General features: G+C 66.6%; 9 protein-coding genes and 1 tRNA gene. 5 read left to right on the top strand and 5 right to left on the bottom strand.

Going from position 1 to position 12784, the window contains the following annotated elements; translation table 11 throughout:
* Nucleotides 1–89 precede the first annotated feature (89 nt).
* Nucleotides 90–536, top strand: a complete 447-nt coding sequence (locus ON39_RS25350; RefSeq protein WP_040738092.1) for a GNAT family N-acetyltransferase — start codon at nt 90–92, stop codon at nt 534–536.
* Nucleotides 537–633: 97 nt separating this feature from the next.
* On the opposite strand, the gene ON39_RS25355 is transcribed toward ON39_RS25350, so the two are convergent.
* Nucleotides 634–2646, bottom strand: coding sequence for a hypothetical protein (locus ON39_RS25355; RefSeq protein WP_146251047.1), 2013 nt, complete (start codon nt 2644–2646; stop codon nt 634–636).
* A gap of 23 nt (nt 2647–2669) precedes the next feature.
* Nucleotides 2670–3542 carry a 5'-methylthioadenosine/S-adenosylhomocysteine nucleosidase family protein gene (locus ON39_RS25360; protein WP_040738095.1) on the bottom strand — a complete coding sequence of 291 codons (873 nt, stop codon included), beginning with the start codon at nt 3540–3542 and terminating at the stop codon, nt 2670–2672.
* 120 nt (nt 3543–3662) lie between these two features.
* Here ON39_RS25360 and ON39_RS25365 point away from each other — a divergent pair, with 120 nt between their 5' ends.
* Entirely contained in the window at nt 3663–4430 is a 768-nt protein-coding gene (locus ON39_RS25365; RefSeq protein WP_051187044.1) for an NUDIX hydrolase, read from the top strand.
* An 878-nt stretch (nt 4431–5308) separates the two neighbouring features.
* On the opposite strand, the gene ON39_RS25370 is transcribed toward ON39_RS25365, so the two are convergent.
* A tRNA-Met gene (locus ON39_RS25370) sits at nt 5309–5382 on the bottom strand.
* Nucleotides 5383–5959: 577 nt separating this feature from the next.
* Between ON39_RS25370 and ON39_RS25375 the strand changes: the two genes are divergently transcribed.
* On the top strand, nt 5960–6511 hold the full coding sequence (locus ON39_RS25375) for a transglycosylase family protein (RefSeq protein ID WP_040738096.1): 552 nt from the start codon (nt 5960–5962) through the stop codon (nt 6509–6511).
* A gap of 204 nt (nt 6512–6715) precedes the next feature.
* Here the strand turns inward: ON39_RS25375 and ON39_RS25380 are convergent, their stop codons facing one another.
* A complete protein-coding gene (locus ON39_RS25380; RefSeq protein WP_040738124.1) occupies nt 6716–9718 on the bottom strand; it encodes a UPF0182 family protein in 3003 nt (1000 codons plus the stop codon).
* A 223-nt stretch (nt 9719–9941) separates the two neighbouring features.
* Between ON39_RS25380 and ON39_RS25385 the strand changes: the two genes are divergently transcribed.
* Nucleotides 9942–10544, top strand: a complete 603-nt coding sequence (locus ON39_RS25385; RefSeq protein WP_040738097.1) for a PPA1309 family protein — start codon at nt 9942–9944, stop codon at nt 10542–10544.
* Nucleotides 10545–10578: 34 nt separating this feature from the next.
* Here the strand turns inward: ON39_RS25385 and ON39_RS25390 are convergent, their stop codons facing one another.
* Nucleotides 10579–11604, bottom strand: coding sequence for a YlbL family protein (locus ON39_RS25390; RefSeq protein WP_211336279.1), 1026 nt, complete (start codon nt 11602–11604; stop codon nt 10579–10581).
* A gap of 127 nt (nt 11605–11731) precedes the next feature.
* Here ON39_RS25390 and ON39_RS25395 point away from each other — a divergent pair.
* Nucleotides 11732–12784, top strand: a 1053-nt coding sequence (locus ON39_RS25395; RefSeq protein ID WP_040738098.1) for a zinc-dependent metalloprotease, incomplete at its 3' end; no start/stop codon positions are given.

Consider the following 12784-nt stretch of genomic DNA (forward strand, 5'->3'; position numbering starts at 1 on the left):
ATCATCTTCCCGCCGGGAGAATCGGGATATGGCCAGTCGGTGCCGAGTGGCTCTCGGCTGAACCCCGCACCGCCACTAACGTCGCCTCCGTGACCGAAATTCGCGAAATAGGCGCGGACCAAACCAAATTGGCGGCGGCGACCCTGCTGGAGCTGCGCCCCCGCTGGGGCACGTCCGACGCCCTCACACATTTCGTCGATACCGAGCTACGCCCGCGCGGTTACCGGCTGGCTGGCGTATTCCTGCCCGACGACGACTCGGCCGTCTCGGTGCTCGGATTCCGCGAGGCCTGGCACACCGCCTGGGGCCACCACCTGTACGTGGACGACCTCATCACCGCCGCCACCGCCCGCGGCCACGGCCACGCCGACCTCCTCATGTCCTGGGCCAAACAGGAGGCCCGCCGCCTGAACTGCGAAGCAATCCACCTCGACTCCGGAGTAGGCCCCGACCGCGCCCCCGCCCACCGCCTCTACATGCGCAACCACCTATCCATCACCGCCCACCACTTCACAGTGCAAGCGGACAGCTACTGACCCGCCCGTTTGTGGCGAGGCTCTTGTAGCCCAGTGCACCTGGAGCACACGGCGGAGAGGGATCAGATCAGGCAGCAGGTGAGCCATCACCCTGCGTTCAACGGTTTACCCGACCGGTGTTCCAAGCGAAACCGGTCTCGTCGCCTGACCGCGGTCTGGTACACCAGTTTCGCGCCCACCGCTGTCGACGTTCCCGGTCACGAGAGATCCAGTCCCGGCCCTCGGTAGCCACGGCTTCCAACACGAGCAGGGCACTGTCGAATCCTCCGGACGGCATGAAAGGCACGTCCTCCTCCAGATCGCCGACGTCGCCGGGCTGTTCATCGCCTATCGCTCGGCCGTTCTCGCGGACTTCGGCGATACATACACCGTTGAGCAGGACCAGCCGAAAGACCCGGCCGGCGCGGTAGCCCACCGATACGCTGCCGTCGGTTCGGAACGTGCGGACACCTTTCTCCATGACCGAGGCCGATGCCACGGCGTCGTAGGTGCACATCTGATGTTGCTGATTGCGCACATCGCCTGTGGTGAGATCCAAATGGGTTCGTGTGGTACGCATTCCGAACTTTGTCAGCAGGAAGATGTAGACGACATACGCCGCGTATCGCGGCGGCCCGCCGGTGATCCTGCTCCTCCGGGCGAAGGGGGCCCGTTCGGTCAGCACCACGTAGGTCACCAAGTCACGCTCACGCAGATTCGCGCGTCGGAGCGCGTCGTTCTTGAGATGGGCTTTATCAAAAGCCAACCATCGCTCCATCTCCACATCGCTGGGCCGGTCGGCGAGTTCCCCGCACCATCGGTGATGCTCGGCGCACTCGTCACCGAACACCACCTCGGCATCCTGAGCGAGCAGGCGCCGCACCCGAGACACCGAGACGAGCCGGGCGATGCCGCTGATACCCCACCAGCCGACGACAGCGAGCACGAACGCGCCGTACTCGCCGACCAGCAGCAGCGCGCTAACCACGGCCACCCACACCAGCACGCCGACGGCCCGCAGATTCGTCGCCCGCTGCGCTTCGTCCGACCGCACCGCCGGGTAGCCGATTCCTTGGCCGACACGAAAAACATGCCACCGGATCAGCCATTGCAGCTCGAAAGGGTGGCAGTCGTAATCACCGTACTGCTCTTGCAGCCTGCGCTTGAGTCGTGCGCGATAGCCTTCGGTGTTCTCCCACAGGCCACCGGGATCCCCCTCCCGGAAACACTGGTCGACAAGTCTGTCGAATCGTCCTTCCTGCTGGTATGGCTGCGGCTGGAGATGCGCCCACACGCTGTGCGCATGCCTTGTGTGGGTCCGCCAGACCGTCGTGCAACACACCGCCGCGTAGCCGCCGACCACGATGAGTGCCGCGCCGACCACGCCGCCAACTGTGATCTCGCCGGTCAACATGATCAGGACCGCCGAAACGATTGCTGCCGAACCGAATACGGCATCGCGCCAGTCGGCGGCGGTGGCCGGAGCCGGAGCAGTCACCCATCTGCCAGGCGGGCGAGGGTCGGCTTCGAAGAACTTCCACGCCCGTCCGATGCGGTCACCGCTCATTCGTTGCGTGGCGACCTGGTGTTTGCGCTCGGCGGTGAGCCATTCCTGCTCCGCGCCGCTGACGATCCGGCTCAGGTGTGTGGCGATCTCGTCCTGTCGATCCACGCTCAGCTCGCCGTACATCTTCAGCGCGTTCGCGAGTTCGTTGTCGACGGTGCCCTCGTTGGACTCCACGTAGGCGTAACGCAGCAGCTCGTTGACGACGTCGAGGGAGTCCACCCACTCGTCCCTGGGCTCCGCCGCGACCGCGCTCGTGGCGTGATGGATCTCGTCCGTCAGCTCACCGGTGATTTCGGTGAACGAACGGTCGCTGAGCATCGAAAGCACGTAGAAGTAGGCACGTTCGGTGGTGATGTGGCCGTTGTGGCGCAGGGTGCGCAGGATTGCCTCGGCCTGCCGGGGATTGCCGCCGTCTAGGTGGGCTCTGGCCACCGCATGCATACGATCCGGCGAGTCGTCGGGCGAAGAGTGGTAGATGGTCTCGTTGTGCTCGATGAACTGAGCACCGATCTGCTGACCCACATTCGCGTAGCCGCTCGCGTCGAGATGGTTGTGAATCGGCATGCCGGCCATTGCCGAGTCTGGAATCATTTTCTGCCCCCGTTGATTTGCACACCGATCTGCTTGTCGACCGTGGCATGGTCACGGGCGGTGATCGTGTTGTAAATCGGTGGCAGGGAAGACGTCGGCCAAGGACTCTGCGCTGTTGAGTCGGGTTGCGGTTCGAGAGAGACCGCCAGCGCCACCGCGAACGCGGCCGCGTTGCGCGCGGCCATGAGCTGGCTACCGGCCCGGTCCCTACTCGCCTTTGCGCCGTCGGCATGGTCGCTGATGCCACGAACGACCACGGCAGGAACTTGATCGGCGAGCGCCGCCGCATGTGCAAATCCCGAACCCTCCATCTCCGCGGCGACCGCGTCGTTGAACGACATACGGATTCGGCGCGCTAGCTCCGAAGTGGTGGAGTCGAGCACGACGTCGCCCACAGCGATCGGCGCGAAAGCCACCTTCGGTTCGGCCGCGCGCGCGTGCTTCGATAGCCAGTCGTACCAGCCATCTTTTCGGCATAGCCGCCGGGCCCGCTGGTCGAGCCGGTGGGACAGCTCCCAAGACCGCGGCCGCACCAGAAACTCGTCGCCTTCACTGCGCCCACCCTGATAGGAATGGACCTTGGTCGCCACGACCACATCACCGATTCCCAGCTCACTTCGCAGACCACCGGCGACGCCGACGAACATCATGACCGAAGGTGAGAATTCAGCCCTGGCACGTTCGGTCAGCGCCGCCGCAGTGGTAGTGCCCGCCCCCGTGACCCCCACCGCGACCCGGTGCCCCGGGTGCCCCACGACCGCGCCGACATCGAACAACGTGCCCTTCGCGTGCTCGTGCACGGTGGTGTCGACCAGATGCTCGAGCACGGCATCCTGCTCGACGTTCAGGGCGGTCAGAATCACGATCATTACTTCTCCCCAACGCGATCGGAATGGAGCGTCACCCGCGACCTCCACTGACCGACGCTATCCGCCGAAACCCTTTTACGTCAATAGGACGTAAACTTGAGGACGGAGAGGAGATACGTTGTGATCGAACGCAACTGGCGAGCTACCGAAGTCGCCGTCGCAGTAGACCTTGCAGTACTGACCGTGCGGGATGACAGCTTGCAGATCCTGATGGTGGAACGGGGTACCGACCCGTGGCGAGGGGCGGCGGCCTTGCCCGGCGGGTTCCTCGACGACAACCGAGAAGATCTGGACGCAGCAGCCGAACGTGAGCTAGCCGAGGAGACCGGCCTGGAACTCGACCGCGCCCACCTCGAACAGCTCCGCACCTACGGCGCACCGAACCGAGACCCGCGGAGGCGCGTCGTGACGGTCTGCTACCTCGCCTTCATCCCCGACCTTCCTCCTCCGGTCGCAGGCGGTGACGCGCGAGCGGCCGCGTGGACGCCGGTCGCCTCACTCCTGAGCCCCGACACCGAGCTGGCGTTTGACCACAAACGAATCGTTGCCGACGCCGTCGAGCGCACCCGAAGCAAACTCGAATACACCACCCTCGCCACCCGCTTCTGCCCCCCTGAGTTCACCATCACAGAGCTACGCAGGGTGTACGAGATCGTCTGGGGCCAAACTCTCGACCAACGAAACTTCCACCGCAAGATCACCGCCGCCAAGGGCGCACTCATCCCCACCGGCCAACAAACCACCCGCAACGGAGGCCGCCCCGCCACCCTTTACCGGCCTGGCCCCGAATCCGTTCTGCACCCAGCGATCCCGCGCAAGGGCAACCCATCCAGTGGAAACGGAGGCAATCCGAGATCTAGATCTGCCGTGCCTTCTGTCGAGAAGTAGCCCATCCTCGGTCGTCGCGGTCGCGCTGGGCGCATCCCCGCGCATGTGAGGCAGACGCTCGCGGAGACAACACCAAAGTCTCTAGGCAAGGGCGCATCCCCGCGCACGCGGGGGCGGACGTCGAGCAAATCGACTCACGTACAACTATGCCGGGTGCATCCCCGCGCGCGGGGCGGACCGACGCCGCACGCCGAGCCCTGCAATCGGGATTGGGCGCATCCCCGCGCGCGCGGGGCGGACACCGTCCCGGAGCCGATGGCGGTGTAGGTGCCGGGAGCATCCCCGCGCGCGGGGCGGACATGGTCACAATGGTTTTCGTCGTCGCCGAGATGGGCGCATCCCCGCGCGCGGGGCGGACTGGGACTTGCTGGGGTCCGGCACCCCGGAAGAGGGCGCATCCCCGCGCGTGCGGGGATGCGCCCTCCACGAACCCGACCACGTCGTCGGATTCGTCGTCCGGCCCGCGCGTGCGGGAATGCGCCCCGGCAAGCGTGAAGAAGGACGGCCCGTCTCGGGTCGGCCCCGCGCGTGCGGGGATGCGCCCTTCAACCCCCCGGTGAAGCGATGCCAGCCTCCGTCCGCCCCGCGCGTGCGGGGATGCGCCCCCGTCCACATCAGCCCTGCCCACGCTGTCACGTCCGCCCTGCGCGTGCAGGGATACGTTTGGCAGCGGCGTCGGCACGGCGCGGACCTTCAGTCCGCCGCACGTGCCGGGCATGCACTAGCAGGGTCCGATGCCTTCGAATATCGGAGTCCGCCCGTGCGTGGGCGTGTCGGTTCGTCGTGTCGATTTTCCGTGCGCACGGCCATACCCGGGCGTTCAGCGCAGTGACATAGAAAACCGGCCCGGAACTGTGGGTTCCGGGCCGGTTTCGTTGTAGCGGGGACAGGATTTGAACCTGCGACCTCTGGGTTATGAGCCCAGCGAGCTACCGAGCTGCTCCACCCCGCGTCGGTGAATACAACATTACACACGGGTTAGCTTTCTCGCCAAATCGCCTGGTGAGGAGGGTTTTGCGTGCTTGGCGCGCCGGGTTTGCGGTCGGCTTCCGGCCTGCGAATCGTAGGGCGGGCAGTGGGCGACAGCGTTCAACCGGTAGATGACGTTCGTTCCGTCCGCCGGAGCCAGCGAGTCTGGAGTTCGGAGTGGCCGATGAGCGGGCAAATCAGGCAAACGCGACCCTGAGCAAGTGTTTAAACGTGATCTGGATCACTATATCGTAGTGATCTCGAGCACATAACGTTGCTATAACAGACCGTCCGGGACGCGTGTCGGCAGCATTTCCTACCTGCGAAAAGAGGCATATTCGGGTTATTCGCATCATGAAATGCGAGTGTTATCAAGACGTGATCTGCCGAGATTTCTTCGTTACCGTGCGTTTACGGCCCGGATCATCCGTGAAGGGCTCGAACTCGAACCGTTCGAATACCGGCGACCCTGCCCCGCGGTTCGAGGATCCCCGACGACCTGGGGGCAGGGACCGGCGGCGTCTCGCCGAGTTGGTAGGCGCAGGGAGGGAAATGCACTTATGACTGAGAACCGGAAGTTCAACGCTCGCGCCCTCGGCTTCGCGGCCGTCACCGGCGCACTTGTTGCCGTCCCGTTCGCATTCTCCACCGCGACCGCATCGGCCGCGCCGGCCCACGACTGGGACGGCGTCGCGCAGTGCGAGAGCGGCGGCAACTGGGGCATCGCCACCGGCAACGGCTACTACGGCGGCCTGCAGTTCTCGCAGAGCACCTGGGCCGCGAACGGTGGCCAGGGCTCCGCCAACAACGCAAGCAAGGAAGAGCAGATCCGCGTCGCGGAGAATGTGCTCGCCACCCAGGGCCAAGGCGCGTGGCCGGTCTGCGGCCAGTACCTGCGTCCGGGCACCTCCGAGCCGGAGCCCGAGCCCGTGCAGGAGCCGGAGCAGGCTCCCGAGGTCACCGCTCCCGCCCTCCCCGACAGCCCCAAGACTCTGGTCGAGCAGGCCAAGTCCGTCGGCGGCGACCTGGCCAAGCAGTACGGCCTGGAGACGCAGTTCCAGCAGATCCTGGAGCAGAACGGCTCGCTGCTCGAGGCGATCGCCGGCCACTGATCGACCTGCGATACCGAACGGCGCCGCTGTCCCCCACTGGATAGCGGCGCCGTTTCGTTCGCGCGCACATACCACTTCGGTGTCGGAACGGTTTTACCAACAATTGCCTGACACCTACGCCGGAGAATAGCGAATACCCTTCGCCGTAAAGAAATACGCCGCCATCCGAAGATGGCGGCGTATTCCGTTTGCTACCCGACGCTACTAACGCCCCGCGTCCTGATACGCCTTGACCGCCGCATCCAGCTCATCGAGCGCTCGACCGAAGTCCTGGAAGTTGCCCGTGCGCATGGCATTACGCACGGCGTCGATCTTCTTGTTCAGCTCCGCGGCCGCGGCGTCCTTGGCCGCGGACGAACCGGACGGCGGCGGGGTGCCGGTGTTCGGCGGCGGGGTGGTGCCTGCGTTCGGCGGCGGAGTGCCCTGATCGACGGGCGGGGGCACGCTGCCCGGACGCGGTCGCGTACCCGAGTCGCCACCGAAAGGCGTTGCCAGCGCGCCACTTCCGGGTAGCACCTGGTTCAGCGCCTCGGCCAGGGTGGAGGCGTAGCCGACCTTCACGCTGCCCGCGTCGTCCCGATAACTGACCAGCACGCGCAGTAGCTGCGGGAAGGTCGCGGTGTTGGCCCCGGTATTGCGTTCGTTGTAAAACGGCTCCACATAAAGGATCCCGCCGTCGGCGATGGGCAGCGTCAGCAGGTTGCCGTATTTGATCTTGTTAGAGTTGGACAGCAGGGTCTTCTCCCGGGAGACCTCGGGCGCCGTCGTCATCCGGTTCTGGGTCTGCTGCGGGCCCAGTGTCTGCGTGTCGGTCGGCAATCGCAGAATCGTGAATTTGCCGTAGTCCTCGGGGTCCGACCGCACCGAGATGTACGCCGAGAGGAACTGGCGGTTGTAGCCGACCATCGCGCTGGTCAGATTGAAGATCGGCTTCTTGCCGCCCTTCGGGTCACCGAGCAGCACGTAGTACGGCGGCTGGTTGGCGGGCGCTCCACCGTCGATGGTCGGGTCGGCCGCGACCGACCAGAAGGCGTTGTTGGTGAAGAACTCTCGCGGATCGTCGACGTGGTACTTGGTCAACATCTCGCGCTGCACCTTGAACAGGTCTTCCGGATAACGGAAGTGCGCCCGCAGCTCGGGGGTGATCTCGCTCTCCGGCTTCACCGCACCGGGGAACACGCCGCGCCAGGCCTTGAGCACCGGATCCTTGGAGTCCACCTCGTACAGCGTCACGGTGCCGTCGTAAGCGTCCACGGTGGCCTTCACCGAGTTGCGGATGTAGCTGACCTGCTTGCGCGGGAGCAGCCGGCCGGTCTTCTTGTCGATGCTGTCCTCGACGCCCTCGAGCGAGGTCTTCTGCGCGTACGGGTAGTTGTCGAGGGTGGTGTAGGCGTCGACGATCCACTGGATCCGGCCGTTGACGACCGCCGGGTAGGCGTTGCCGTCGGTGGTCAGCCAGGGGGCCACCTTCTGCACCCGCTCGCGCGGCGCGCGGTTGAAGATGATCTTCGAGTTGTCGCTGATGGCCGAGGAGAACAGGATGTTGCGCTCGGCGTACTTGGCGGCGAAGGCGAGCCGGTTGAACCAGTTGCCGATCGGCACGCCGCCCTTGCCGTTGTAGGTGAACTGCGCTGTGTCGGAGTCGTATTCGCGGGCGCGCTGGCCGTCCTTCGCGCCGACGATCGCGTAGTCCGGGCTGGCCTGCGAGATCACCTCGCCGAAGTAGATGCGCGGCTGGTCGACCTTGATCCGCTGCTTGTCCGGCGGCGTGAACAGGTCGCTGACCATGAAGATCGGGTAGCCGCTGTCGCTGCTGCCGCCGGTGGCGTTCGGGTCGTCGGACTGCGGCTTGTTGACGCGGTTGGCCGGCGCGGCGACGAAGCCGTTGCCGTGGGTGTAGACGGTGTGCTGGTTGATCCAGTCCTTCTGGTTACCGCTCAACGCGGCGGGCGAGAGTTCGCGCGCGGCGACGATGTAGTCCTGCACGTCGCCGTCGAGGTTGTACCGGTCGATGTCCAGCGACTCCGGGAACCCGTAGAAGTTCTTGAGCTGCCGCAGCTGAGTGAAGGTGGGCGAGAGGATATTCGGGTCGAGCAGGCGGGCATTGCCGATCGTCGCCGCGTCGACCGGGACCTCGAGCGGGCTCTTCTTGCTCTCGCCCTTGTAGTCCTGGTACGTGATCTTGTCGTCGGTGATGCCGAACGCCTGCCTGGTGGCGGCGATATTGCGCTGGATGTACTCGCTCTCCTTGTCCGCCGCGTTCGGGCGCACCGAGAACTGCTCGACGACCAGCGGCCACACCGCGCCGACCAGCACCGAGGACAGCACGAGCAGCGCAGCCGCCATGGCGGGCACCCGCAGATCGCGCAGCACGATGCCGGCGAAGAAGGCGAGCGCGCAGATCACCGCGATGGACAGCAGGATGAGCTTGGCGGGCAATACCGCGTTGATATCGGTGAAGGAGCCGCCGGTGAAGGTGGGCTCCTTACGGCTGCTCATCAACAGCTCGTAGCGATCGAACCAGTACGCGATCGCCTTGAGCAGCACGAAAAGCCCGGCGAGCACGGCCAATTGGATGCGCGCCGCGCGGGTGAGCGTGCCCTCCCGCCCGCTGAGCCGCAGGCCGCCGAAGACATAGTGGGTGACCAGGCTGGCGAAGAAGGCGATGACCACCGCGACGAACAGCCAGTTCAGGATCATCCGGTAGAACGGCAGCTCGAAGGCGTAGAAGCCGACGTCGAGATGGAACTGCGGGTCCTGCTCGCCGAACGGGCTGCTGTTCGCGAACAGCTGCACGGTGACCCAATTCGACTGTGCCACCAGGCCGGACAGCAGACCGAGCAGCACGGGGATGCCGACACCGAACAGCCGCAGCCTGCTCATCACCGTGGTGCGGTAGCGCGCGATCGGATCGTTGGGCCCGGCCACCGGCACGAACACCGGCCGCGATCGATAGGCGAGCAGCAACGCGAGCCAGACGACGACGCCGACGAAGAGCGCGACGACGGCGAACAGCAGGATCCGCGTCCACAGCACGGTGAGATACACCCTGCGGAAACCGACCTCGCCGAACCACAACCAGTTGGTATAGGTGTCGGTGAGTCGAGGACCGAGCAGCAGCAGCGCCGCGAGGGCGATGGCCGCCAGCAGCAGTACGCGGCTGCGTCGGGAAAGCGAAGGTAAGCCGGTGGGGGGCCGCATGCCCACGATGCCACTCTCCAAGGTCCGGCGGCCCTCGATCCGATACATCCGGGCGAGACGCCGCAGTCCGATGTTGCGGGTGGTCCTTTCGGACCCGTCGGCCCCACTCTACGGAATCGGACACCGATGACATGCTCAGCCTATTGTTCGACGCTCACAAACTTGTGCGCGAACGGTGAAGCAGCGGGTTTGTGGATTGTCAGCGTGCATCGTTTGATTGGATGTCCCCGTGACCCCCGCAGATCTGCACGCCGAACTCGTCCTCGCCCGATCCGTCCGCGAGGTCGCCGAATTCGTCGACGCCGAGGGGTGGGGCAGACCGCCGCAGATGTTCGCGCTGGTGCCGACCGCCGAGCTGGTCGCGGCCCAGCCGGAGCTGGCCGACGAGGTCGACGAGGCGGCCGAGCTCACTCCCGTTGCGCAGGAAGTGTTTCCGGACGACATCACCGGCGGGTCGGTCGCGCTGGACGAGTTCCTCGCGACCACCAGCTGGCCGCCTGCTGTGCAGGGCTGCGTGCTGGTGCAGGAGATCGTGGTGTTGCCGCCGGACGCCGAGTCCACGCTGGACGAGGCGCTGGTGCCGCTGCTGGCCGATCACGAGGCGGCCGACGCCGCCGCGCGCGCCGCGGCCGAGGCCCACCCGGAGCGGCGCGAGGCTCGCCTGTTCGCGGCGGTGCTGCGCGAGGGCGCGTCGCTGTGCCTGCTGCAGTTGCGGCCCGGCGATGACGAGGATGACTTCGGCGATCTCGACCTGCGCACCTACCCGAACCTCGCGCCCAACCTGATCGACGCGCTGCACGCGACGCTGGAGTGGTCCGGGCTCGACGACTGAGCGCCAGGCCGTACGCAGACCGAGGCGCAACGGCCTAGCCGCAGCCCACGGTCTGCTTGCCCGCGGTGAAGTCGTTCAGCGATTGCACCGCGCCCGTGAGGTTTTCGACCTTGATCAGGCGCAGCCCGTCGGGAGTGCGCTGCTTGGCCTCGTTGCAGTTGGCGGCGGGGACCAGGAAGGTCTCCGCGCCCGCGTCGCGCGCGGCCATCATCTTGTACTGGATGCCGCCGATCGGGCCGACCTTGCCGTCCTGATCGATGGTGCCGGTGCCCGCGACGAACTTGCCGCCGTCCAGCTCGCCGGGGGTGAGCTTGTCGATCAGCGCGAGGCTGAACATCAGCCCGGCCGAGGGGCCGCCGATATCGGCGAGGTTGAAGTCGACCTGCAGGGGAGGGCGCGCGCCCTCCCCCGGCGTCACGCCGAGGTAGCCCTTGTCCTTGTCGTCCGGCCGCGTGCCGAGGGTCACCCGCACGGTCTCCTCGGCGTTGTCGCGGCGCACGCGCATGCTCAGTTCGGCGCCCGGTCGCTGCGACGACACGGCCGTGACCACGTCCTTGGGCGCGGTGATCGGGGCGTCGTTGATGCTGATGATCTCGTCGCCGGGCTTCAGCACGTCCTTGGCCGGGCCGTCCTCGGCCACCTTGCGCAGCAGCACGACGGTCGGCATGTTCAGGTAGTGCAGCGCCGCGACCTCGGCATTGCCCTCGGAATCCTTGAAGTCCTGCTGATTGGACTTGTCGATCTCGTCGCGCGACACGCCGGGCGGGTAGACCTCGGCGCGGGGCACGAGGCCGTGCTTGCCGCTGACCCAGAAGCCGAACGCCTCGAAGATGCTCAACCCGTCGCGCACCGACACGGTGGTCATGTTGAGATGGCCGGAGGTGGGGTCCACCTCGGTGCCGCGGACGTCCACCACCTCTTTGCCGTCGACCTTGCCGAGGGTGTTGAAGGTGGGGCCCGGGCCGAGTGCGACGAACGGCACAGTGAGCACGGTGCCGAGCGCGCCGAGCACCAGCACCGGGATCAGAGCGGCCACCAGGGTCAGGATCCGACGATTCACCTGGACCACAGTAGTGATGGCCGCCGCGACGGGGCGGCCGAGGCGGACATTCGGCGCTCGCGCGCGTCGGGCGGTTTCGCGCCGCGCGAACATCAACTGCCTGCATTACACGCGTAACGTGAAGCCTATGAGTGACGTCCCCTTCGGATTTTCGAACCGCGACGACGACGACCGCAAGCGCGGTGACGAGCCGGGCGGTCCCGAGTCGAACAACCCGTTCGGAGTGGGTGGACCAGGCGGCGGTTTCGATCCGTCGCAGCTCGGTCAGATGCTGACCTCGCTCGGTCAGATGCTCAGCGGCATGGGTCAGGGCATGGGACAGCCGGGCTCGGCGCAGGCAGGCCCGGTCAACTACGACGTCGCCAAGCGGCTGGCTCGTCAGCAGCTCGGCGCGAGCGTGACCCCGGTGTCGGCGAGCACGGCCAAGGCCGTCGCCGACGCCGCGCACCTCGCCGAGCTGTGGCTCGACGGCGCGACCACGCTGCCCGCGGGCGCGAGCAAGACCGTCGCGTGGACCGCCAACGACTGGATCGAGGAGACCCTGTCCACCTGGCAGCGGCTCTGCGATCCGGTGGCCCAGCAGATCTCGGGCATGTGGACCGCGTCGCTGCCCGAGGAGGCCAAGGAGTTCGCGGCGCCGATGGTCGGCATGCTCGGCCAGATGGGCGGGCTCGCCTTCGGTTCGCAGCTCGGTCAGGCGCTGGGTCAGCTGGCCAAGGAGGTGCTGACCTCCACCGACATCGGCCTGCCGCTCGGCCCGTCCGGCACCGCCGCCCTGCTGCCCGCGGCGATCGCCGACTTCAGCGCGGGCCTCGAGCAGCCGGAGAGCGAGATCATGGTGTTCCTCGCCGCGCGCGAGGCGGCCCATCAGCGGCTGTTCGGTCACGTGCCGTGGCTGCGTCAGCAGGTGCTCGCCGCGGTCGAGGACTACGCGCGCGGCATCCGCATGGACTTCTCCGCGCTCGAGGAGGCCGCGCAGGGCATCGACCCGATGGCGCTGACCGATCCGGGCAAGCTCGAGGAGATCCTGTCGCAGGGCGCGTTCGAGCCGCAGACCACGCCGGAGCAGAAGCAGGCGCTGGAACGGCTGGAGACGCTGCTCGCGCTGATCGAGGGCTGGGTCGAGGTCGTCGTGACCGACGCCGTCGGCGACCGGCTGCCCGGCGCGGGCGCGCTGGCC

The sequence above is a fragment of the Nocardia tenerifensis NBRC 101015 genome, assembly GCF_000308715.1.
In the GTDB taxonomy this organism is placed as follows: domain Bacteria; phylum Actinomycetota; class Actinomycetes; order Mycobacteriales; family Mycobacteriaceae; genus Nocardia; species Nocardia tenerifensis.

Excerpts from the sequence above, each read along its gene's own strand:
- ON39_RS25360 (WP_040738095.1), bottom strand. The coding sequence starts at position 3,542 with ATGATCGTGATTCTGACCGCCCTGAACGTCGAGCAGGATGCCGTGCTC.
- ON39_RS25375 (WP_040738096.1), top strand. The coding sequence starts at position 5,960 with ATGACTGAGAACCGGAAGTTCAACGCTCGCGCCCTCGGCTTCGCGGCC.
- ON39_RS25355 (WP_146251047.1), bottom strand. The coding sequence starts at position 2,646 with ATGCCGATTCACAACCATCTCGACGCGAGCGGCTACGCGAATGTGGGT.